This window comes from Mesorhizobium sp. 10J20-29, assembly GCF_054130485.1.
This window is the reverse complement of the sequence record NZ_CP199156.1, coordinates 1,632,957-1,656,530: the sequence shown is the minus strand read 5'-3', so window position 1 is coordinate 1,656,530 and position 23,574 is coordinate 1,632,957. Positions and strand designations below refer to the sequence as shown.

Below are 23,574 nucleotides of genomic sequence, written 5' to 3'. Positions count from 1 at the left end.
GAAGAAATGTTGGCTCACATCGTGCAACGCGGCTGGGGGCAGTGGATCAGGCAGGCCTACAGCTATCGCAACCGGAAACCGGCGATCCTCGAGACGCTGCCCGGTCGGCATCGATGCCCGCCAGGGCGTATACTGGTGGTCGGCTACGGCGTCAGCGATGCCGAGGCGGCTCGCGTCACGCGACGCCATTACCTCGAGCCTGTGCCGGGATGGCCGGCGAAGATGCTGGATATGGTGGGTGGCGATGATTGAACAAAGGCGGGTTCTGGCAGTCGTTCCGGCCAGAGGCGGCAGCAAGGGAATTCGGTTGAAGAACTTGCGCACCGTGGGTGGAATATCCTTGGTCGCGCGTGCAGGTATGGCCGCTTGCAGAGTCTCGTCGATCGATCGAGCCGTTGTCTCGACGGATCATGACGAGATCGCTACTGCTGCCGAAGCAGCAGGCTTGGCCGCTCCCTTCCGGCGACCCGAGGCGCTGTCGGGCGACCGGATAGCCGACTGGGACGTCCTACACCATGCGCTACTCACCATGGAGACGCTGGACGACACTACCTACGACATCGTGCTGATGCTGCAGCCGACGTCGCCCGGCCGTACACCGGCGCATGTGGAAACAACGCTGCGCCATCTCGTCGACCGGCAGTTCGATGCAGTCTGGACGGTCAGCGAGACGGACAGCAAAGGCCATCCGCTGAAACAGCTTGTAGTCGGTGAAGACGGTTGCCTAGAGTATTACGATCCGCGCGGCGCCGCCATCATTGCGCGCCAGCAGCTGCAGCCCGTGTACTACCGCAACGGGCTCGCATACGCTGTAACCCGCGAATGCCTCTTTGAGAAGAAAACTATCAAGGGAGCCAGAACGGGTGCTGTGGTGGTCGACCAGTTGGTGCCCAATATCGACACAGAGCTCGACCTCGAATGGGCCGAATTCCTGCTTCGCCGCAACGGCGACCCGCTTGCTCCCGCGCCTTGATTCCACTTGCGGTTTCGGTCAAACAGTTCGCCCAAATTGTGGGCAACAGGACTGCCCGCGCGGCTCAGGATCCCATGACCCCATATTTTCAGGAACTGCACGAACTCATCCAGTCTCATGGAGGCTTTTTCAACGCCCACCTCCACCTTGATCGCGCCGGAACCTTCCACCCGACGGTCGAGTTGCTGCGCGCCCAGGGGGTGATGGACGGCGCATCGCTGTCGCTGCCGGGAAAGCACGCGGTGATTCCGGGTATTCATGCCAGCGATTGCTACGATCCGGCCCAGCTCTACAACCGGGTCGAGCGTTACGTCCTCGACATGATCTCGGTCGGCACGGCGCGCGCCGACACCGTCGTCGACACCACCGCCGATCGCGTCGGCCTGACTGCGCTCGAGACGTTCGCGCGCCTCAAGGAGCGCCACGCCGACAGGATCGATCTGCGGTTCGGCGCGTATTCACCGCTGGGATTCCGCGACGATGAACCGCAGCGCTGGGCGCTGCTCGAAGAGGGCGCGGCGATGGCCGATTTCATCGGGCTGCTGCCGGAGCGGGACGACAAGGCCGACTATCCAGACCATATCGGGTTCGAGGAAAGTTGCCGCCGCGCGTTGTCGCTGGCGCATCGGCTGGGAAAGCAAATCCACATCCACGCCGACCAAGCCTTCCACCGCTACGAGGGCTGCTCAGAACTGATCGTGCGCGTCGTGCGCGACATGGGCCTCGGAACCACGGCCGAGGCCGACCCCTTCATCTGGCTCGTCCACTTCATATCGCCATCGACCTATGACGAAGACCGATTTTCGCGTCTGGTCGAAGAGATGGCATTACTGAACATTGGCGTCATTTCGTGCCCGAGTGCGGCCATTAGCATGCGGCAGTACCGACAATTCCCGTCGCCCACCTACAACTGCATTGCTCGGGTACTGGATCTGGTCGCGAATGGCGTGCAGGTAAAAATAGGCTCCGACAATGTCTGCGACATAACTTCGCCGATGGGGACAGTTAATCTGATGGATGAACTACTCGTACTCGGCAACGCCATGCGCTACTACGACTTTCACTTTCTTTCTTGCATCGCGGCGGGCAAGCGACTGGATCCGGCCGGATCAGTCCGTCTCAAAGCCCATTTAGAGGAAAACGCCGCTGTCGTTCTGTCGACTGTCCGGCGGTATGCCCCCGAACTAGGTGGTGGTTGAGCCCCATGTGCGATGTAGCGAACCACGGGCTCACCTAGCGCTCAAACAATGGGATACTCTCCGACGCCTACGTTGGTCGACCGACACCCTCCCGACAGGAGGAACTTGCTGCACGGCAACCTCACCGCATAATATGATTCCCAAATCGCATCATGCAATTTGCCAATTGCGCTACCGCCTAACCGACACCCAACATTCTAGTGCTAACTAGAACCCAAGGAAAACTTGTTTCGCACCGAGGAGGCCGATGTTCAACAATCTGTACATTGTCGCCTCCGCTCCAGGAGTTGGGAAAAGCACGATCATCACTTTCTGCCTAGAAAACAAGATCCCCCTGTTTGGGAATAGCGATGATTTCTTTCAGTTCAAATACATTAAATGTCCGCAATACGGCGTCGACAAGAAAATAATAAGAAAAATCTGCTTACATGGCCCTGATATTGCAGATCAATCAACTCTTAGACTGAATGTTCCAGTTCTGCTGCATTTCGATATATGCAAACTAATTGAGAATGAGTATCCGAGAGATCTGCGTTTTATCGATCGTATACAAATCTCTGAGTTCTTTCAGAGATATTTTTCTACAATGTTTGGCCATTATGAAAAGATATTTGTTGTTACGCTCACGTGCGATTTTTTGGTTGCAGTCGAGCGTGTAGAGAAGCGATCTCTGATAAATAAAAGATCATTTATGCGGAGATTGTCCAGGAGCATCGAAAAGCGAATCGGTCAATTTCATACGCGTGAGTCACATGTTTTTGATGCGATATACAAAAAGCGAGACGATCGCTTATACAATTGCATTTATGCAGCATGGATTGATGCTGCAAAGAAGGAAGCACATCGACACCGTATAATAGACAACAGCAATTCGCTTGAGAGTTTTGTTAGCAGCGTTGTCTCGTCTTAAAGCTCTGCCTATTCCGATTTGTGTCGAGCTCGCGCACGGCCTACTCATGTCGGCATCGCGCCCGGCGGCGGACAGCGCCGTGCAAGTCATCGGCGATCGTCCTGCGTTCCAGAGCAACTTGGCTAGGCAAAATAGTCTCAAGGTTTCGAAGCGGCGTCGGTTCCGCGTGCAGAGGCCCCGCGAGCGGCGCAACCGGTGACTGTCCTATGCCCAGATCCTTTCGGCTCGTCAGTCAATGTTCCAGCGCGAGTGCATCGGGTGCAACAGCGGCAATCCTTGAGTAGGACCGGTCTAGTCGGCGTGCGCTATACGCGCACCGACCCACGGCAACACAAGGGTCTCGAGACGTTCGCCCACTCTCTGGCGGTGGTCCCCATCATGAACGTCAAGAAGGTGGGGTATGCGCTCCGACCCGAGACGCTGTGAAAGCTCGATGGTCCCGGGCGGGATATGCAAGAACTGATCGCCCAAGCCAACGCCAATCCCCAGTCCGCGCAATCTGCGCAGGTTATCGCGCGCCTGGCGAACCTGACGGATTGGTAGAGAATCGAGATACTTGTCATAGGCGGCATTGTCGAGCACCACCTCACCGCGCACGATATCAAAAGGGAAATCGCCAAAGACCGGAGGCTCTCCAACCTCGGTGCTGAAAGCCGACACGACACCCAACGCAGCGACGGCATAGAAATCTCGGTTGGCCATGAGATTTTCAATATCCTCCGAGGTTTCAACCCTTGCAGCCCGCTTCCACGCGTCATTACCGAAACCGAAATCATCGGTAGCAGCCAGGCAGCAGGGACTCATCGACCAGATGACGGAGAACACGCCAGGTCGGCTGATCGCCAAATGAAGCGCTCCGTATCCACCCATCGAATGGCCCACGACTGCACGGCTTCCCTCTCTGGCAATGGTACGGAACTCCGCATCGACATGACCGACGAGATCATCAGCTATGTAGTCTGCCCAGTGCCCGCTGATGGGCGAATTGCGATAGTAGCCTCCGCCGTACTTGTTGCCGCCATTGGGCATGATCACCAGCATCTCCGGAATCGCCCCCGCTGTAATCAGACGGTCGAGGCGTGCCGGAACCTCCTCGAACTTGAGCCAGACGCCGTAGTCGTCAAAGATACCGTGCAGCAGGTAGATTGAAGGATAGCGGCGTTCGGGATCGCTGTCGTAGCTCGGCGGCAGATAGACAGCTACATCCTGAACGTCGGACGTTCCGAGCAGATTACCAACCAGCGCAGGGGCAGGAACCTCGATCTCAATCAGGCGGCTGTCAGCGTCAGACGACGACTGGGCAAGCGCCAGTCCCGATATTCCAAGGTTGAGTGCGCTCACTAGGAAGATAGCAAAAAGCAATCTCGACATAACCAACACTCCCATATCGTCTACTTTACTCCAAGCCTGGCGAAACCTCTAGGTTCTGTAAATACTCGTCGGATATCGATCAAAAGGCGGACAATCGGGGACCTTGCATAGCCCTTTGATTCGTAGACTCTTTCTTCCCATCACCGAGGACTCCAAGTCGCAGCTTTTGAAAGGACCGATTTCAACTACGCATCAGATCGGCAATCCTTCTTATCACCCCAGCCGTGAACATGTGCTCATGCCAAAGACCGCTTTCTGGCCTAGCTGCCAGAGGCGGGTCGAAGCTAATACCAGGCCTCGGAGAGATCTGGGTTTCATAGAGCTTCTCTTCGATAGGCTCCTCTTGCAGGGAGCCCTCTTCATCGACGGTTCGGCGAGTAATGCTGATGCTGGATCGTGCGATCGGCTCATGCAGCTTCACGCTCACTGAAAGCGGGCTCTCGAGAGCGCCGTTCATCGCAGATCGAATGAGCGCTTCGATGGCGTCAGCGAATTTGTGGTTGCGCGGAAGTTTGGAGAGCTCGGGCAATGTACTGACGCCGGTCCACTTTCCCTGCTGCGTTTCCGTGTTTCCGTGTTGTTCTACCGGCAACACGCTGTCCCGTACCTTGCCCGTACCCGCAACTGCAATTAGCAAATTGGTTGCGTCTCGAACCGACATCGTACCCGGTCCGCGGCCGCCCTTCTCTTTAGCCATGTAGCCTGCATCGCGCAGCGCACGCGCTTGTTCCCTGACTGTCTTGGGATCAAGCAAGAACTCGTCTGCGATGAGCTGTGCCAACTCTCCAGGTCTTGCCATTCGCACTCCTCAAACCGGCGTCAGCTCTCACGTCGGATTCATTCCAATCGATGGATTGACAATCGACTCTTTTACAACCAATATTCACTTATCGACGATAAAACACTCGATAGTCTGCGGCGTCCCGATAGTCAATTGAGAGATTCTAATGCCCACCATCCTTCCCACTCAACTTGCCGAACCGACCCTTCTCAAGCCCTACCCCGGGAACCCGCGGAAACGCACGAGGGCGGGCATTCGTAAGATCGCGACATCGATCGGCAAGTACGGTTTCACGCAGCCAATCGTTTGTGACGAGGATTGGGTAATCCTTGCCGGCCACGGCCGGCTCGAAGCGGCGCTTTCTCTGAAGCTGGAAACCGTGCCGGTGGTCCGCATTATCGGTCTGACTGACTCAGAGAAAGTCGGCCTACGCATTGCTGACAATCGCGTATCGGAAGAATCCTCGTGGGCGCCGGACCTTCTGGCGATCGAATTGAAGGGCCTGATCGACCTAGAATACGATCTTTGCGACACAGGTTTCGATGCCATAGAACTCGACCAGATCCTTGCCCCCAGCGTGTCGTTGGCCGGCAGTGATGAAGCACCGTATCCCGAACCACCGGTGGTCCCGGTCACCCGGCCAGGTGACCTCTGGCTTCTCGGCAACAATCTCATCATCTGTGGCGACACGCTCGACTCATGGACTTTTGCTGGCCTGATGCGTGGTTCATTGGCGGCAATGGTCTTCACAGATCCGCCGTGGAACGTGCCGATTTCTGGCCATGTGAGCGGCAACGGCGAGACCCGCCACGACGAGTTTAGAATGGCCTCCGGTGAGATGACACTGGACGAGTTCACGGGATTTCTGACGACGGCACTTCAGCACGCCCGCTCGTTTTCAAGCGATGGCTCACTGCACTATGTGTGCATGGATTGGCGTGGCATAGCCGACCTCATATTTGTCGGTCGCTCAATCTATTCCAAGCTGATGAATGTCGCAGTTTGGGCTAAGGCCAATGGGGGATTAGGCAGCCTATATCGGTCCCAGCATGAGCTATGCGCCATCTTCAAAAACGGCGATGCGCCCCATGTGAACAATGTCCAGCTTGGCCGGTTGAAGCGGTATCGCTCGAACCTTTGGCAATACCCTGGCGCCTCCGGCTTTTCCAAGTCACGGAAGAAAGACCTAGCGGATCATCCGACGGTCAAACCGATTGCGATGGTGGCGGATGCTATTCGTGACGCGACCAAGCCTGGCGATCTTGTGTTGGACCCATTTGGGGGCGCGGGCACCACTTTGCTGGCCGCAGAAGCTACCGGCCGGCGTGCGGCACTGATCGAAATCGAACCAAAGTTTGTCGACGTCACGCTGCGCCGCTTTCACGAACAGACGGGCATTGAACCCCTCCTCATGCCCGACAAGATCCCACTTTCGCAAATTCGGGCACAGCGCGGACACCTTGCGGAGGACGCAGCATGAGCGCCGAGGACAACCATGTCGGGTTTGGCGAACCGCCGAAAGAACGGCAGTTCAGGAAGGGAGCGATAACCCGAAAAGTCGCCCGAAGCGCGACAAAAAAGGAGTCTGCCAACTTGGAGACGATTTCTCCCTCGGAAAACTCCGCTGTCTGAAATCCACAACCCGCGACTGCGACGAAAAGGATCCCGCACGATGAGCGACCAGTCTGATGACGATCCGTCTACGAATGATAAAATCGGCTACCGCAAGCCGCCTAACCACACCCGCTTCAAGAAGGGACAAAGCGGCAACCCCAAAGGTCGCAAGCCCCGTGTGACGAACGCCTCCACATTGCTGCAGATCGAACTCGACAAGCTGATCGTGGTTCGCGACGGCAACAAGGAACGTCAGATTACTAAACGGGAAGCGTTTATGACGTCACTGGTCAATGACGCAATCAACAACAAGCCGCGTGCGCGGTCCGATCTGCTCAAGTTACTGGACGTTGCGCCGCCACCCGAACCATTCGTGGCCACCGAGGAGGATGAGTCCGTACTCGATGAATTCCTGGAGCGTGTGCGTCGCCGTCAGAAGAGCGGCGGCGGGGAAGACGATGAGGGAGTCCCCCCGGATGATCAGTCGGAATGATGCAGTCATTGCCCTCTACAGGACAGACACCAAGGCATTTATTAAGTTTGCGTTCGGCGTACTCCACCCAGGCCAGAAGCTGATCTGGCATTGGTACCTCGATGTCATCGCCGACCGAGTTGACGCCGTCATCAAGGGCCGGACCAATCGCCTGATTATCAATGCTCCTCCAAGAACACTAAAGACCCTCATCGCGACGCTTGCATCTATCGCGCTATATCTCGGTCGCGATCCGACCAAACAAGTTTTGCTCATCACTGGCCACCCAGCGTTGGCAAATGAACTCATGAAACGTCTGCGTCGGCTGATGGGATCCGATCGCTATCGCAGCATCTTTCCGCATATGCGGTTGGCGATGGCCGGCACAACGATTCAGACCGGTCACGGCGGTGGCGTAAGATCAGTGACCGTCGGCCAGCAGCTCAGTGGCCATGGTGCTGATCTGGTTGTCATTGACGACCCGCTGTCACCCTCACACGCGGCCGATGATCATCTTTGCCAGGAGGTGAATAACTGGGTGGTCGCAGAGGTCCTTCAGCGTCTGAACAACCGCGACAAGGGCGCAATGGTTCTGGTAATGCAACGCGTGCGCGGCGGTGATCTGTCAGGCCATCTCGAGTCCGGATCCGAGAAATTCGAATCTGTCGTACTGCCCTCAATCGCAACTGACGACGAGGAATGGATCCTGTCGGATGGACAATGCCTGATCCGAAAACAGGGCAGCGTCTTGAATTCCGCCATCGACAGCCCGGAGAAGCAAGCAGAACTCTGGAATCAGGTCGGCGACTTTGTCTACGCGACGCAGTACCTGCAAGATACGTGTGGCTCCACGAACGGTCCACGGAGGTTCTTGTTTGAACCAAAGGGTCCAAACTGGACACCGGAAAACTCACATCTTCGCGGCGGCTTATATAGACTGGCGTATCAATATATGATTATGCACCGCGCGTTCGGCCATCCATTGCCGGAACATGCAAAGTGGCTGGGTCACTCGCCACTTTCGCTGGAGGAATGGACCGTGATGGCCGTCGCGAATAGCCGGCGCTTGCAGGAGCTCCATTCCGCTCCTGATCGTGAAAGACCCACCTAGGGGTCTACGACTTCGATGCCCTGACCGGCCGGCCCACCGTTGATAGCGGACGATATGCGACAAGCCCAAATAGGCCGAGGATTGCGGCACCCAACAATATGTCCTGAATCATCTTTGTTCGCCATTGTCCCCAATGAGCGGCATTGCCCGGAACTGGCTGCTGCTTGGTGCGAAGATGTCCGCCAGTTGCGGACCAACGAGAATGTCGGCGAAACCTCATCGCCGGATTATCGCAAATTCGTCCTAATGCGATATTTCGTCGATCGATAGGGTTGTCATTAGAACTCGGACAGATCGCAGAACTCGGACAGATCGCGCCAATTCAACCTGAACCAACTTTTAGACCGTCAAATGGTTGGGTTGGCTGCGGCGATGCCGCAAACTGCTGGTCTGAAATGCGCCCTCAATACAGACATTCAAGCAGACTTTGCCCTCGCCGAAAAGCGGACCTCCCGGGCGAATATGCACCGTAGATCGATACGGCGGCTAAGCTTTCTTGCTTCTTAGTTCAATCAAGAATGCTGTCGCCGCAGCGGTCATGCCGCTAGCTACCTGCCATGCGTTGAAAAGCTCGACGTGCATAGTCTCAAGGTCGGCCATCATCGCATCGCGTCCTTGGTCGGTCTGGATTTTGAAGTTGTGAGATTCATAGAAGCGATGAAACAGCCTGTTCCGCGTTTGCAGCGCGGACACGAAGCGGTCAGCCAATCCATCGCCCAGCTCTACGCGTTTTTTCAAGCTACCAAGCAGGTGGCCCAGCGTACTTCGATCAATGTCGTGAAGAAGCTTCTGCGCCTTGTCGGGGTCCGCTTTGAAGTGCAAGCCTCGTTCGATCGCGCGGGCGCACAGAAGCAGCGAGCCTAGTTCAACCTCGAATAGCTGTGCGGCTTCCGCCGTTATGCCGAACTTTGCGTAGAGTTCATCGCGTGTCGCCAATGGCCTAGCCGGCGATTGGTTGTGGTGCTGCCGGACCTAGTTCGGCGATAAATTGGCTCGCATGAAGAGATGCGAGGCCATACTGCATCTGCGCTGGCGCGATGCCAGCCCCAAGGGCGGATGCCACCGGCATGGTCTGTGAGTAGGCCAGAATCAGCGTGCCCGCCTTGCCAGCATTTGGCGCTGCTTTCACTCGCGTAATGCCGACATAGAACAGCCGCCGTTGCTCTTCCATTTCCAACGCTTGCTGCGCAGGGGGAAGGGTGTTGTCGGGCTGCTTTGGGAGCAAACCTTGAACGCAGCCCGCAATGATTGTGACAGGCGCGCTGAGCCCCTTGCTCTTGTGAAGGCTCATAATCCTCACGTCTTGGATTTCCGAAGGGATGTCAGGCTGGTTTATTGCCTCTTGAAGCCGCGACAGGAACTCGCCGTTGATGTCCTCACCTTCAATGCCTTCGTCCATGTCCAATTCCGCAAGAATGTCGAGCGACAGTTGCCGGATATCGCGTGTTGCAATCTGCCCGTCCGGAAATAGCTGATCCACGATAGACGCTAGATCGGGAAGTGCCTCTAAGGCATCAAGCTCAGCCACGAGCTCGTTGAAGGCAACGACGATCCCGCCTGTATGAGGCAAGGAGAGGTTTCCGGCTGCGATTTGCTCTAGCGCCTGCCACGGCGTCAGACCGGAAGCCTCGCAATGCTCGCGCACACGACGGTAGCCTGCTGCGTGCCAATTGTTGCCATCGATGCCTACCAGCCATCGCAGGGCGACACGGTCGTCTCTGTTGATGAAGAGTTTCAGCTTCGCGAACGCGCGACGGGCTTCCAATGCGTCCAGTTCCGCTTCCGCATAGTAAGACCGTACTGGAATTTGCCGGGCCACAAGCGCCTCATAGATCGGCGTTCCAATCACGCCACGCTGCGCAAGCACCAATATGTCGCCGGGAGGCGTGCCGTTCGCCACCATCGCCGCGATGATGTTCGCAACGCCGTTCACCTCATTCGCGAGCGACTGATATTGAACAATCCGGACATCGCCCGACCCATTGGCGGGCAGCGGGACCAGCGTGCGAGGGACTGGCCTGATCTGATTGTGGCCGATCAGGCTATTGGCCATATGAACGACGCGAGTCGGGCAGCGGCGACAATCATCTAGCCCAAGATCATCCGCGCCGGCATTTGCAACAAGCCATTCGCGAATCCCGTCCGGATGAGCGTGCTTGAAGCTGTATATCGATTGGTCGTCGTCACCAACAATGCAGACGTGTGCGTGATCGGAAAGAAGCACGATGACCGATTGTTCCGCGCGGTTGAGGTCCTGATATTCGTCAACCAAAATGTGCTGGAACTCGCTGCGCTCCTGCGCTGTCGGGTTGTTTCGGAGATATTGGTATAGCTGAGGGATTACCTCGCCGATTAGCATAGCGCTGTGGAAGCGGAGCCAACTTAGCAGATCCTGCTGAAACGCCGCGTCTGCGGGATCAATGAAATATCCGGGCTGTTCATGTTGCAGTCGAGCCCAGGCCGCCTCATACGCTTGCTTAAACTTCTTTACCGCCTTCTTTCCTCCATGTGCGCCCATCAAGTCGCAAATGAGCGGTTCCAGTTCAAAGTCGTTAAGCGGCCTTGGCACTCGGCCGGTTGCGCCAAGCACGTGATTTCGCATCAGCATACGCATGGCGAGGCTGTGGAGCGTCACGCCCATCAGTCCGTTGCTACCTGCCACGTCCATGCTGACTAGCTCACGATGGAGGTCTTCTGCTGCGACGCGAGTAAACGTGACCGGCAGGATTGAAGCTGGCGCGATTCCTTGTTCTAAGAGCCGTGCCACCCGCCGTTTCATCGCGAACGACTTCCCTGTGCCGGGACCTGCCACGACGCGCACGCGGAGACTCGTTGACGACGCAATCTGGTAGGCAGGACTTCCTACCGCTAACCCATCAGACCAAGGCATTTTACCCCCAAAAAGTATTATGTCCCCATTGGCAGCGACGGCTATTCCGTCGAAAAGACGACGTTGTGTGCAGCGTAAAACTGCGCGAGATACTTTTAAAATTTTCGCCGCTCATCCCGAGCTTCTCACGGATTGGAGCCAATTCAGCGTAAAGGTCGCGATCGATGGTTTCGAACATATCACCGTCACTGTGCAATTCCGCAATCATCTTGTCGCGGCTGGTGCGATTGCTGAACTCGACTGCTCATTCCCAAAAATAGTGATGGCCCAAAAGCAGAAGTTCAGTGAACCGACACAGAACGTAAATTAATTGGCCACAACATCATCACGAAAAAGCCCACCCGCCAGATGTCAGTTCCGATCTGAACAGGACGCCCTGTTGCTCACCAATCGAGTCTGCTTCGCGTCTCAAATATTATACTGGCCACCGTAGAGGAAGGCACAGTCACTCAGCTACAGTCTTGGACAAACTAGGTGCTCGGGACTAACTGCCATTTTGCCTAGTCCGGCAGGCCGGCCAGACGCCAGCCATCAACAAACGGCTTTGGAATGCTCATGCCTTTGAAGGGTGAGTTCGCCGTCACATCCCCGATTTTCCAATTGGGATTGCTCGCAATAAATAGGCGGGCTTCCTCTTGCGCCTCAGAAAGCCGGCCCGAAAGGGCAAGCGCGGCAATCAGGTGCTCCCTCGAACCCGTTCCGTAGGTTTCTTCCCGGCTCAAGGACGCAACAGCGTCTACATACTGACCAGATGAAATTTGCGCCATTCCCATGATCCAGAAATACCAACCGGGTGGACGAGGATTTAAGCGCAGGGCCTCGGCACAAGCCATCAGCGCATCATGCGAGTTGCCTAGGTAGATTTGAAGCTCACCCATCCATGCAACAGCATCTGCATTGTTGGGATTGTGCCGAACAGCAGCATCGAACTGGAATTTTGCGTCATCCCAATTTCGCTCATACAGCTGAACGCAACCTAGGATCCTGCGGGCGTGGGAATCGCTTGGATCGATTTCCACGGCTCGCTGCGCGTGCATCAGGGCCTTTCCACGGCCGGGTATCTGTGGCTCTCCCCAGATAATCCAGCCAAATAGCAACGAGATGGCGAGATTGCTGTGCGCTTCACAGTAGTTTGGATCGATCTGAACGGCACGTTCCAAATCAGCACACGCCCTACGGTTATCCGAAGACGAAATGTTCCATTTGTCTCGCGACCTAACGCAAAGATCGTAGGCTTCGAGATTTGACGGTCGTGCACGGGCAACAATATTCTTGACACCAAGCTTGCCAGAAATTGCTTCAACGACGCGTCGCGTTACCTCGTCCTGCACGCTGAAAATGTCAGCGACATCACGGTCGAAGCGCTCAGCCCAGACGTGATTGCCGCCTTCCAACCCATTGGCTAGCTGCACATTGAGACGCATCCGCTTGTCGGATCGCCGTGCACTGCCCTCGAGTATGTACTTGACCCCAAGATCGCGAGCGATCTGACGGACATCACTGGGCTTGCCCTTGTATGCGAAGGTGGAGTTGCGGGCGATTACGAAGAAACCGGGTACATTCGAGAGATCGGTGATGATGTCTTCAGTCAGCCCGTCAGTGAAGTACTCCTGATCGGCGTCCCCGCTCATGTTAACAAAGGGCAGCACGGCGATGGACGGTTTTTCGCGCAGCAGTTCTGTCGGCTGACCGGCCTGCGCGGCCGATTTGCCGGTCGCTAGCTGGTCAGGATGCCATCTCCACACTTTGATCGGCCGCGCGATGTTCTTTACGGAAACCTCGCCGCCGTCGCAAAACGAGTCGTTGATACGAGTGGCGACGCTGTCATTGACGATCGCCGAAACACAAATTCCACCAGGCTCGGCGAGTGGTTCCAGCCGGGCTGCAACATTCACTCCGTCGCCGTAGATGTCGTCACCGTCGACGATGACGTCACCGAGGTTGATACCAATCCGCAGGACAATGCTGTTGCCGTCTTTCGGCTGCTCAGCCTGTATGGTGCGTTGAATGTCGATCGCGCAGTTCACTGCGTCGACGACACTGGCAAACTCTACCAGAGTCCCGTCACCCATGATCTTGAAGACGCGCCCCCCATGGGCAGCAACAATAGGGTTGAAAACTGCATCTCGGTGCCGTCTGAGAGCGTCAAAAGTGCCGGTTTCGTCGGCGCCCATCATTTGCGAGTAGCCCACAACATCTGCGGCGAGGATTGCGGACAATCGCCGGTTGGAACGCTCTACAGTCATAAGTCAGTTTGTATTCGTAATTCGACCGCCACGCTAGTTCGGGCCAAATCAACCAGCTTAGGTTACAAGCTGCCGGTCAGATCCTAGCCCAAAGGCAGAAATCCAGCGAACCGGGGCAAAGCCGAAATTAATTGGCCACAACATCAGCACGAAAAGCCCACCCGCCAGATGTCAATTCCGACCTGAACAAGACGCCCTGTTGCTCACCATTCGAATGTTTGCTTCGCGCCTCATAGTGGTCATTCAAGTCGTCTTTGGCAGCGCGCAATAGCTGGCGTCGGCGACAGCGAACTCTACGTCAACGTTGCGCATTAGTTAAATTCAGGCCAGTTCGATCAGCAATGCCTTGGCCTCCTTCAGATCGGCAGTGTCGAAGCCTTCCGTGAACCAGCCATATACCCCCGACAGCGTGTCGCGCGCTTCGACCAGCCTGATCTGCTGTTGCCACAGACGCGCAATGCTGGTAGCGGCGCGCAGTTCCCACCATTTGGCGCCCTGTTCGCGCGCGACCGTCAGGGCGGTCGTGAATGCCGCCTCGGCTTCGCTTTCCTTGAACTGCGACAGGAGGAGTTCGCCGCGAACGCGGTGCAGTTCGGCTTCGGTCCAGCGTTCGCCGGTTATGGCGATAGCAGCCAGGGCATCTGTGATGGTGACCAGCGCGTCTTGCGAGCGACCCAGCTCGGTTAGCAGGCCGGCGCGGATCAGTGAAAACAGCGGCCTGAACAGCTTGAACTGCATGTCGGCCATCATTGCGAAGCCTTGTTCGACTTTTACTAGCCCGTCCTGCGGCAACCCCTGCCAGCCCAGAACCGCGCCCTGCTGCGTCAACGCGCTCGCCCGCCATACCGGCAGATCGTGTTCGTCGATCAGGACTTGCAACTGACCAAGGTGCTGCTCCACCGTCGTACGGTCCCCTGCCACAAAAGCCGCGAGGATGGCATGCAGCAGTGCAAAGCCCAGCGTGTTTGCGTGATTGACATCCTGGCCGCGAGCGACAGCTTTATGCCCCCAATCACGGCCCTGATCCGGAAGTCCGCAAAGCACCGAGGCAAGGCCCAGATAGGATGAGGTTGCGGTTCCAAGATCCTGGCCATAGACGAGGGCTGAACCGGCGTCGCGCTCCGGATCGTACAGCGCCCAAGCCTTTTCCAGATGCTGTACGGCTGGCGTCAATGATCCGGCGACCAGCGACGCGGTTCCCACCATTCTTTGTCCCACGGCGCGATGAACGACTTCCTGCTGGCCGTTTGCCAGGTCGAGGTATTCGACGGCGAGCTCCTGGTAGCGACTGATCTGGGCGGAGACATAGCAGTAGGCCAATTGACCGTAGATGGCCTCGAAGACGCGGGATTCCTGTCCTGTTTGCCGGCAAAGTACAGTGGCGCGTTCGGAAGCGGCCTTGGTTTCCGGCGCCGAGTAGCCCTTGAAGGCGATGAGGGGATTGATCAGCGCGATTTGTAGATCGAGTTCGAGTCGATCGCGGTCCATGCCTTCAGGAAGCAACGCTATTTGCTCAAGCCCCTGCATGTAACTCGCAAAGGCCTCGGCATTTGCTGATGACTTTGCCGCCCTTTTGCCGGCCTTCAGCCAATACCCGACCGCCCGTTGGGGTTGTCCGGCTTCGCCCAGATGGTGCGCCAGCAGTTCCGGATGGGCCTTCGCTGTTTCGAGAAAGCGATTCTCCATAAGCTCGGCGACCTGCAGGTGCGTCTGCTGGCGGGTCCGCCGGAGCAGCGAGCCGTAAGCCGCGTCCTGCACCAGTGCATGCTTGAAGATGTAGCGGGCCCGTGGCGGGCGGCCGCGCTGGTAGAGCAGTTCGGTCTCGACGAGCTGGCTGAGGCCTTCCTGCAGCAGCGTGTCGCCGAGCGTGGAGAGCCCGGAAATCATCTCGTAGGCGAATTCGCGCCCCAGCACGGACCCAAGTTGGGCCAACTCGCGTACCTGCGGTAGCCGGTCGAGCCTGGCCATTAGCGATTCCTGCAACGTGTCGGGTATCGACAGTGACGATAGCGGCCCGGTCAACTCATAGCTTTCGCCGGTGTCGCGCAGGATGTCGGATGCGAGAATCGTCTTGGTCAGTTCCTCGACATAGAGCGGCACGCCGTCGGTCTTGGTGACAACATGGTCGACAACCTCCGCCGGCAACGGCTTCATGCCGGCGATGCGGGCGACCAGCGCCTCGGCATGCGGGCGCTCCAGGCGATTGAGCGTGATTGGCGTAACGTGCGAACGGGCCGGCCATGGCGACACGAATTCCGGTCGCGCCGTCAGCACCATCAGCAGCGATGCGGTCGGCACCTGCTCGATCAGCAGCCCGATCAGTTCCAGCGTCGAGGGATCGGCCCAGTGCAGATCCTCCCAAAGCTGCAGATGCGGTTGTCGTTCCGCAACCTCAAGCGTCATGGCGACAATGGCATCCTGAGTTTGTTGCTTCTGCTGTTGTGGCGGCAGCGTCAGCGCTGGATAGCGATCGTCCGTCAGCGGCAGCGCCAGGAGCGAAGCGATGAGTGGCACCGTCTCGGCGAGCGGCTGGCTGTATTCCGCAAGCATCGCCTCGAGCTTTGCGAGGCGCGCCTCGGCATCGTCATCGGGTTGCCAGTCGGCCAGCCGCTTGAAGTGTTCAATCACCGGATAGTGCGCACTGCCAGCGTGGTAAGGCGAACAGCGCAGCGTCAGCCGTGGCAGCCCTTCGGCCCGAACCTCCGCCTTCAGCCCGTCGACCAGCACGCTCTTTCCGATGCCGGCCTCGCCGCTGATGGTCACCACCAGGCCGCGGCCCTCGTCCTTGGTGCTCTGCCAGGCGCGGCGCAGCAGCCCCGTCTCTTCGTCGCGCCCGACCAGTTCGAGTACCACTGTGGTCCCGTCTGTCTCGCGATCCTCATCCTCGTTGGCGGTATCGCCGCGCAGGCCGGTCACACTCCAGGTGTGGACCAGTCCGGTTATGCCTTTCAATTCATGCGTACCGAAGTCCTCGTAAGCAAACGCATCGCCCGAAAGCTCCTTGGTTAGAGAGCCGATGACGACGCCGTTGCGCCCGGCCAGGCCCTGCAGCCTGGCGGCCATGTTGGGCGCCTCACCGATCACCGTGCGTTCCTGCGCCATCCCCTCGCCGACGACTTCGCCGACCATCACCATGCCGGTGGCGATACCGATGCGCACCGCGATTTTAATGTCCCTGTCGCGGCCCAGCGTCTGGTTCAACCCGGCCATCGCCTCGACAATGCCAAGCGCACTGCGCACCGCCCGCTCGGCGTTGCGCTCGAGCGACTTCGGGTAGCCGAAATAGACCAGGATGCCGTCGCCCATGTATTTGGCGACGTAGCCGCCATACTCCCGGATAAGTCCGGTGCACATTTCCTGGTAGGTCCGGATAACGTCCTGCAAATCCTCCGGATCGAGCCTGGTCGACAACGCCGTCGAGTCGGCAAGGTCGCAGAACATGACCGTCAACGGCCGTCGCTCCGCATCGCTCGGAAGCGGTGGTGAGGCTGCAGGTTCGGCCAGCGGCGGGGTTGGGTTGTCGGTGCTGCTTTCTGGCAGCTGGTCTGGCTTGATCATGCCGGTAGAGCCGACCCTGATCGCCTTGAGCAGGCGCAGCCGATTGCCCAGCGAGACCCCAAGCTCCTTCAGATGTTCTTCCGTCAGGTCGGCAAGCACGTCGGGACCGACGTCATGGAAGACAAAGGCATCCGCGTACTTTCCGAGCCCCAGGATTGTCAGCCAGGTCCTGATGTCTTCATTCACGTCATCATGCCCCCCAACCGACTTCATACCAGATAAGAACGCTCAACACATTGGCAGTTGACGATCGTCGGCTGCGGTCAGCCGGTTAAGTTGGCTTGACGCTGGCCCTACCTCGTTCAAATGACCGCAATAGTTCTCTGGAAGCTATAAGCTGCTGGTCCGCTGCCGGCACCGTTTCAGTCGTCCAGGCATAGGCGTTCTGACTACCGTCCTATGACGAAGCGTCGTTCTCACTTTTCAACTGCAGATTCCTCTGGACTTCCGTCGAACAGGAAGCATTGCTGTCCTCATGAGGCTGGACGAACCATCCCATCTCATAGCTCGCCCGCCTGATCGCGGGCTTCCGTCGGTACAGGCGCCAGATTGGCCGGCCCTGACTGATGGAGATCAACATGACGCAGATTGCTGAACACAACGATTCGGCGACGGCTTCTGGCCGGAGCGGTAGGCCCACTAACGACCCGGTCCCAAGTCGCCGCCTCGCCAGATCATCAAAATCCGCACCCCGATCAGGCAAGATGAAGCAGGCTCGGCCAGGACCGAGTAAGGCGGATGTTATTCTGAGGAAGCTCGGATCGCCGAAAGGCGCCAGCATTCAGATGCTGGTGGAGGCAACCGGCTGGCAGGCGCACTCGGTTCGGGGATTTCTCTCAGGCACCGTCAAGAAGAAACTCGGCCATACGGTCGATAGCGAAGTCGGCAAGGATGGTACACGGCGCTATCGGATTGCAAAACCCGCAGTAGGGGAGTGATCGGCATGTCTGCGACGGATCAGACCGACTTCGCGATTTCCGGTGTCGGCGGCCTTGATCGCGACGAGTTGGTCGCGCATTGGACAAGAATCTATCGATATCCACCGCCTCTTGGGGTACGACGTGACCTGCTGAGATACGCCGTTGCCTCGGAGCTGCAATCCAAGCGGTTCGGCGGCTTGCCCGCAGAAGCCAGAAAGGCGCTCAAAGCAGCAGTTGCGGATGTGGCATCAAGGCTGGCGCCGCCACCACCTTGCGAAACTGCTGCCAGTGTTGACGAAGGTCTGCCTGCTTCGGACGAGAGGGCTTCTAACCAAGTACCAATCAAGCGCACGGACCTTCAGACTGGCGCCAGACTCATCCGGGAATGGAACGGCCGCACCAACGTCGTCGATGTGGTCCAGGGTGGCTTCCTCTTCGAGGGCAAAAGTTACCGCTCCCTTTCCGCGATTGCCCGCAAGATCACCGATGCCCACTGGTCCGGGCCAAGGTTCTTTGGACTATGAGCGGGCCAGCCAAGCTTCGCTGCGCGATCTATACCCGAAAGTCGTCGGAAGAAGGTCTCGACCAGGAGTTCAACTCCCTCGATGCACAAAGAGAGGCATGTGCCGCCTATGTTGCCTCCCAGGCTGGCCTGGGATGGAAACTGATCCCTTCACTTTACAATGATGGCGGCATCTCTGGCGGCACTATGGAGCGGCCTGCCCTACAGCGCCTGCTTCAGGACATTCGTGAACGCCGGATCGATGTTGTCGTCGTCTACAAGATAGACAGGCTAACCCGATCGCTGATGGACTTTTCCAGGATCGTCGAGATCTTTGACGCAAGCGGGGTTTCCTTCGTCTCGGTTACGCAGTCCTTCAACACGACAAGCTCCATGGGACGATTGACACTCAATGTCCTCTTGTCCTTCGCCCAGTTCGAACGTGAGGTCACGGCGGAGCGTATCCGCGACAAGATTGCCGCATCCCGCAAGAAGGGCATGTACATGGGAGGACGGGTCCCACTCGGATATGCGGTAAAAGATCGAAAACTTGTGGTCGATGCGAAAGATGCGGAAACCGTCCGCTATCTGTTTCGCCGTTATCTCGAGCTCAAGTCAGTGCTTGCCCTGGCGGAGGAGTTCAACAAGAAGCTTGATGACGACCGCCATTCAGATCCGGGAGACGAACCCCGTTCAAAACCAGCAAGGTGGAGCCGGGGGAAACTCTACTACCTGCTCTCGAATCAGATCTATGTCGGAAGGGTCAAGCATCACGACCAGCATTTTGATGGCGAGCATCCGGCGATAATCGACGCTGACCAATTCGCGGAAGTTCAGACGCTTCTCAAAGGACAATCGCAGCGACGCAAAGGCTCATCGCCGAATATCACTGATTTCCATCTTCTCAACGGAATTGTGTTCGACGAAACGGGGGATCGTCTCAGCCCAACTCATGCAAGGAATCATGGGAAGAGATATCGCTACTACATCTCGTCCAGACTGAAGAGCTCACAATCAAAGGGCGATGGCGGATGGAGGATTCCCGCGAGCGAACTGGAAGGCCTCGTCAGGCATCAATTCCAGGACCTTCTCGCCAATCAAACCCGGCTTGCCGATTGGGTCCAGCATTGCACCGCCTCCGGCAACAGCGTTATGGCGGTCCTCGAAAAAGCCAAAGCGTTTGAACTGAACGCTGACGATCAAAGAGCAATCCTTCGGTCGGTCTTCCCCAGGATCACACTGAGCCCCAGCAGAATCAGCTTCCAAATCAATCGACAGACCCTGCTTGAGCAACTCGGCGTCGAGATCAAGCCGACGCAAGATGCTGACATCGAAGCCGAGTCGGACACGGGATCGACCTTGTTCACAATCGAGCTGCCAATCACAATCAAGCGACGTGGCGTAGAGACCCGTGCGATCATCGCCAATCACGTCCAGGCCAGACTGCCAGATGCAACTCTGGTAGATACCATCGCAAGAGCGCACTTCTATCTGGCAAGGCTTACAGACGGCACGGTGCAAAGCATTGCAGACCTTGCGAAACAATGCGGCGTGCATCGCGCCGACATTAGTCGCGTCATGCCACTTGCCTTCCTCTCACCGAAAATCGTCGAGGCGATCCTCATCGGACGCCAACCAGTCGACCTCACATCAAGACGACTAGCCCGCCTCATTGATTTGCCGCTTGCCTGGCACGATCAGGAAGCCGCGCTCCGGTTCTGAAATCGGCACGGCATAAACTTCCAGTCCCGATCGACCCGCGCCCGCCCAAACAGTCTTGAAGCGCGCGCGCAACTTGAGCGCATCACGGCAGCATCATCGTGATGCTCCGAGCACCAAACTCGAATCTAAGTGGTCACGAAAATGGGGCCTGAGAGACCGGCAGCCAGGAAGTGCTGGGTTTGCAGCGAAAACGCAGTTTCTTGCCCACGCAATGCCGTCTCTACTGCGCTAAGCCGCTGAAATGTCGGAGTAATTTCTGAGTCTTCAATATCCACCGAAATGGAGAAGACTGGATGGTGGAGCCAAGCGGGATCGAACCGCTGACCTCCTGCATGCCATGCAGGCGCTCTCCCAGCTGAGCTATGGCCCCATGCCGGCTTTCGCCGGCGCGCCGTTTCCGGCGAAGTCGCTAGGCGGGGACATCCGGTCCTCGCCTCTGGTGCTGGCGGCTTCTAGCGCCGCCGCGCGGCAAGATCAAGTGTTCCGGGCCGGCTTATTTTCAAGCCGCCCGGGTGGCACGCCGCGCCGTGACGGCGCGCGCCGACGACTCAGCTCTCGTCGTCGTCCTCGCCGACACCGATGATGTCGGCAACGTCGTCGTCGTCTTCCTCGTCGTCGTCGGCCAGGAAGGTGTCGTCGTCGTCGTCATCGCCGAGGTCGACGTCTTCCTCGTCCTCGATTTCGGGGGCGTCGTCGGAACTCTTGCTGTCCTCGTCGGCCTCCTCGAGAGAAATGACCTCGGGTGCATCGTCCTCGGTCTCGACCTCTTCCTTCTCCTCGACCTCTTCCTCGATCGCCTTTTCGCTGCCGGACTCGAAATAGGACCGCGGATAGGTCTTGCCCGTGTAGGGAGACACGATCGGGTCCTTGTTCAGGTCATAGAATTTCTGACCCGTCTCCGGGTCGACACGCTTTGTGCCAAGTTCGGGTTTCGCCACTGCCAAGCCTCGTTCCTGAAAGGTCGGTCCCCATAGCCACTAGCAGCGGCTCTGTCAAAGTCAAAAGTCACTTAATATTCGCGGCGTGGACTTGTTGTTTGGAAAGGCCTGACCGAAACAGATGACCATCGCGGCGGGGCATGTTAGGAGACCGCCGAAACGACCGGGAGCGTTCTTCCTCGCAAGGGCCTCCCGCCACGGGATAAATCACGATGCACCAAGCGCTTCCACGGCCGGCCACCGCCCGGCGATCCTCCTCGCTCCAGGGCACGGCGCGCGTGCCGGGCGACAAGTCCATATCGCATCGCTCCTTCATGTTCGGCGGCCTGGCAGCGGGCGAGACGCGCATCACCGGCCTGCTCGAGGGCGAGGACGTGATGCGTACCGGCGAGGCGATGAAGGCTTTTGGCGCCAGGATCCGGAAGGACGGCGACGAATGGATCATCCAGGGCACCGGCAATGGCTGCCTGTTGCAGCCGGAAGCGCCGCTCGATTTCGGCAATGCGGGCACCGGATCACGCCTGACCATGGGTCTGGCGGGCACCTACGACATGGAAACCACCTTCATCGGCGACGCCTCGCTCAGCGGCCGGCCGATGGGTCGGGTCCTCGACCCGCTGCGCCAGATGGGCGTCCAGGTGCTGAAGGCTTCGCCCGGCGACCGCATGCCGATCACGCTGCGCGGTCCGAAAGTGGCAGCACCCATCAGCTACCGTGTGCCTATGGCCTCCGCGCAGGTAAAGTCGGCGGTGCTGCTCGCCGGCCTCAACGTGCCCGGCATCACCGAGGTCATCGAACCGGTGATGACGCGCGACCATACCGAGAGGATGCTGCAGGGTTTTGGCGCCAATCTCACCGTCGAGACCGACGAGCAGGGCGTGCGCCACATCTTCATCGAGGGCCAGGGCAAGCTTACCGGCCAGACAATCGCGGTGCCGGGCGACCCCTCGTCCGCCGGCTTCCCGCTGGTCGCGGCCCTCATAGTGCCGGGCTCCGACATTGTTATCGAGAACGTACTGATGAACCCGACGCGCACCGGCCTGCTGCTGACGCTGCAGGAAATGGGCGGAAACATCGAGATCCTCAACCCGCGCAATGCGGGCGGCGAGGACGTCGCGGACCTGCGCGTGCGCGGTTCCGAGCTCAAGGGCGTCACCGTGCCGGCCGAGCGCGCGCCGTCGATGATCGACGAATACCCGGTGCTTGCGGTCGCGGCCGCCTTCGCCGAGGGTGAGACGCTGATGCAGGGGCTGGAGGAACTGCGGGTCAAGGAAAGCGACCGTCTCGCCGCCGTGGCGCGCGGCCTCGAAGCCAACGGCATCGACTGCACCGAGGCAGAGACAACGCTCGCCGTGAGCGGCCGGCCTGGCGGCAAGGGGTTTGGCGGCGGCACCGTCAAGACGCATCTCGACCACCGCATCGCCATGGCGTTCCTGGTGCTCGGGCTCGCCACCGAAAAGCCGGTGACAATCGACGATGCCGCCATGATCGCCACCAGCTTTCCGGAATTCATGGGGCTGATGACGGGACTGGGCGCCGAGATCGAAACCGCCCAGGCGGCTGCGTGAATTCCTTCACCATCGCTATCGACGGCCCCGCCGCCTCGGGAAAGGGCACGCTGGCGCGGCGGCTTGCCGACTATTATCACCTGCGCCTGCTCGACACCGGGCTGACCTATCGCGCGGTCGGGCATGCGCTCCTGACGCACGGCCTGCCGCTCGACAATGAATCGGCCGCCGAGACCGCGGCCCGCCAGGTCGATCTCTCCAACCTCGACAAGCACACGCTGTCTGCCCACGCGGTAGCCGATGCCGCCTCGCGCGTTGCCGTCTTCCCGCAGGTGCGCAAGATCCTCGTCGACAAGCAGCGCGCCTTTGCCGCGCAGCCCGGCGGCGCCGTGCTCGACGGCCGCGACATCGGCACCGTCGTCTGCCCGAACGCCGACGTAAAGCTCTATGTGACGGCAAGCGCGGAAGTGCGCGCCGGGCGGCGGCTGCGCGACATCGAATCGCGCGGCGGCCATGCCGAGCTCGCCGAAATTCTGGCGGATATCGTGCTGCGCGACGCGCGCGACACGGATCGCGCCGACTCGCCGCTCAGGCCGGCAGCAGACGCGCACTTGCTCGATACGTCGGAAATGTCTATAGAAGCCGCGTTTCTCGCGGCCAAATCGATCATAGACGTGGTCATGGCCAAGAGAAGCACTGCCTGAAGCTCTGGACCCGCGATTGCCGCTGTGGCGCCGATCAAACCGTCCCGGAGCCTCCGGAAACCCGCCTGCCAGAGTCTTCCTGCGCCGGAGCCGCCGCGAAAGCGGCGCAGGGCCATTGGCCCGAGACACTGACAGGCAAACGCAACACTAACCCA

The 23,574-nt window shown here is 58.5% G+C and carries 18 protein-coding genes and 1 tRNA gene; 11 read left to right on the top strand and 8 right to left on the bottom strand.

Annotated features, from left to right (window positions below):
- Window positions 1-6 precede the first annotated feature (6 nt).
- The 3 genes from ACT2BZ_RS07940 (at window position 7) to ACT2BZ_RS07930 (ending at window position 2,172) form a co-directional block, all read left to right on the top strand.
- Complete coding sequence (locus tag ACT2BZ_RS07940; protein WP_457940338.1) at window positions 7-252, top strand: hypothetical protein; 246 nt, start codon at window positions 7-9, stop codon at window positions 250-252.
- Window positions 245-973 carry an acylneuraminate cytidylyltransferase family protein gene (locus ACT2BZ_RS07935; RefSeq protein WP_457941251.1) on the top strand — a complete coding sequence of 243 codons (729 nt, stop codon included), beginning with the start codon at window positions 245-247 and terminating at the stop codon, window positions 971-973. Before ACT2BZ_RS07940 ends, ACT2BZ_RS07935 begins: the two co-directional genes overlap by 8 nt.
- A gap of 74 nt (window positions 974-1,047) precedes the next feature.
- Window positions 1,048-2,172 (top strand): hypothetical protein, encoded by a 1,125-nt coding sequence (locus ACT2BZ_RS07930; protein WP_457940337.1) that lies wholly within the window; start codon window positions 1,048-1,050, stop codon window positions 2,170-2,172.
- Between the two features lie 1,201 nt (window positions 2,173-3,373).
- On the opposite strand, the gene ACT2BZ_RS07925 is transcribed toward ACT2BZ_RS07930, so the two are convergent.
- Together ACT2BZ_RS07925 and ACT2BZ_RS07920 are read right to left on the bottom strand one after the other, a co-directional pair.
- Window positions 3,374-4,453, bottom strand: a complete 1,080-nt coding sequence (locus ACT2BZ_RS07925) for an alpha/beta hydrolase (RefSeq protein ID WP_457940336.1) — start codon at window positions 4,451-4,453, stop codon at window positions 3,374-3,376.
- Window positions 4,454-4,634: 181 nt separating this feature from the next.
- The gene (locus ACT2BZ_RS07920) at window positions 4,635-5,252 is read right to left on the bottom strand and encodes a hypothetical protein (protein ID WP_457940334.1); all 618 of its coding nucleotides are present in this window, start codon (window positions 5,250-5,252) and stop codon (window positions 4,635-4,637) included.
- A 148-nt stretch (window positions 5,253-5,400) separates the two neighbouring features.
- Between ACT2BZ_RS07920 and ACT2BZ_RS07915 the strand changes: the two genes are divergently transcribed.
- The 3 genes from ACT2BZ_RS07915 (at window position 5,401) to ACT2BZ_RS07905 (ending at window position 8,431) form a co-directional block, all read left to right on the top strand.
- Window positions 5,401-6,714 (top strand): site-specific DNA-methyltransferase, encoded by a 1,314-nt coding sequence (locus tag ACT2BZ_RS07915; RefSeq protein WP_457940333.1) that lies wholly within the window; start codon window positions 5,401-5,403, stop codon window positions 6,712-6,714.
- Between the two features lie 192 nt (window positions 6,715-6,906).
- Complete coding sequence (locus ACT2BZ_RS07910; protein WP_457940332.1) at window positions 6,907-7,341, top strand: DUF5681 domain-containing protein; 435 nt, start codon at window positions 6,907-6,909, stop codon at window positions 7,339-7,341.
- Entirely contained in the window at window positions 7,325-8,431 is a 1,107-nt protein-coding gene (locus ACT2BZ_RS07905) for a hypothetical protein (protein WP_457940331.1), read from the top strand. The genes ACT2BZ_RS07910 and ACT2BZ_RS07905 overlap by 17 nt, the downstream gene beginning before the upstream one ends.
- A gap of 486 nt (window positions 8,432-8,917) precedes the next feature.
- Here the strand turns inward: ACT2BZ_RS07905 and ACT2BZ_RS07900 are convergent, their stop codons facing one another.
- From ACT2BZ_RS07900 to ACT2BZ_RS07885, 4 genes are all read right to left on the bottom strand, one after another.
- Complete coding sequence (locus tag ACT2BZ_RS07900) at window positions 8,918-9,367, bottom strand: hypothetical protein (RefSeq protein ID WP_457940330.1); 450 nt, start codon at window positions 9,365-9,367, stop codon at window positions 8,918-8,920.
- Between the two features lie 4 nt (window positions 9,368-9,371).
- Window positions 9,372-11,210: a UvrD-helicase domain-containing protein gene (locus tag ACT2BZ_RS07895; RefSeq protein WP_457940329.1), complete on the bottom strand. Its 1,839-nt coding sequence runs from the start codon at window positions 11,208-11,210 to the stop codon at window positions 9,372-9,374.
- Between the two features lie 611 nt (window positions 11,211-11,821).
- Window positions 11,822-13,498: an adenylate/guanylate cyclase domain-containing protein gene (locus ACT2BZ_RS07890; protein WP_457940328.1), complete on the bottom strand. Its 1,677-nt coding sequence runs from the start codon at window positions 13,496-13,498 to the stop codon at window positions 11,822-11,824.
- Between the two features lie 390 nt (window positions 13,499-13,888).
- Window positions 13,889-17,338, bottom strand: a complete 3,450-nt coding sequence (locus ACT2BZ_RS07885) for an adenylate/guanylate cyclase domain-containing protein (RefSeq protein ID WP_457940327.1) — start codon at window positions 17,336-17,338, stop codon at window positions 13,889-13,891.
- Between the two features lie 365 nt (window positions 17,339-17,703).
- Here ACT2BZ_RS07885 and ACT2BZ_RS07880 point away from each other — a divergent pair, with 365 nt between their 5' ends.
- Genes ACT2BZ_RS07880 through ACT2BZ_RS07870 form a run of 3 tightly spaced genes read left to right on the top strand, consistent with a single transcriptional unit; the run spans window position 17,704 to window position 20,269 of the window.
- A complete protein-coding gene (locus ACT2BZ_RS07880; protein ID WP_457940326.1) occupies window positions 17,704-18,063 on the top strand; it encodes a DUF3489 domain-containing protein in 360 nt (119 codons plus the stop codon).
- A 5-nt stretch (window positions 18,064-18,068) separates the two neighbouring features.
- On the top strand, window positions 18,069-18,569 hold the full coding sequence (locus ACT2BZ_RS07875; RefSeq protein WP_457940325.1) for a DUF2924 domain-containing protein: 501 nt from the start codon (window positions 18,069-18,071) through the stop codon (window positions 18,567-18,569).
- On the top strand, window positions 18,566-20,269 hold the full coding sequence (locus ACT2BZ_RS07870; protein ID WP_457940323.1) for a recombinase family protein: 1,704 nt from the start codon (window positions 18,566-18,568) through the stop codon (window positions 20,267-20,269). The genes ACT2BZ_RS07875 and ACT2BZ_RS07870 overlap by 4 nt, the downstream gene beginning before the upstream one ends.
- 294 nt (window positions 20,270-20,563) lie before the next feature.
- Here the strand turns inward: ACT2BZ_RS07870 and ACT2BZ_RS07865 are convergent.
- Both ACT2BZ_RS07865 and ACT2BZ_RS07860 read right to left on the bottom strand, forming a co-directional pair.
- A tRNA-Ala gene (locus ACT2BZ_RS07865) sits at window positions 20,564-20,639 on the bottom strand.
- A gap of 178 nt (window positions 20,640-20,817) precedes the next feature.
- Window positions 20,818-21,207, bottom strand: coding sequence for a TIGR02300 family protein (locus ACT2BZ_RS07860; RefSeq protein WP_457941250.1), 390 nt, complete (start codon window positions 21,205-21,207; stop codon window positions 20,818-20,820).
- 212 nt (window positions 21,208-21,419) lie between these two features.
- On the opposite strand from ACT2BZ_RS07860, the gene aroA reads away from it, so the two are divergent.
- Window positions 21,420-22,775: a 3-phosphoshikimate 1-carboxyvinyltransferase gene (aroA, locus tag ACT2BZ_RS07855; protein ID WP_457940322.1), complete on the top strand. Its 1,356-nt coding sequence runs from the start codon at window positions 21,420-21,422 to the stop codon at window positions 22,773-22,775.
- On the top strand, window positions 22,772-23,419 hold the full coding sequence (gene cmk, locus ACT2BZ_RS07850; protein WP_457940321.1) for a (d)CMP kinase: 648 nt from the start codon (window positions 22,772-22,774) through the stop codon (window positions 23,417-23,419). Before aroA ends, cmk begins: the two co-directional genes overlap by 4 nt.
- The last annotated feature ends 155 nt before the right edge of the window (window positions 23,420-23,574 follow it).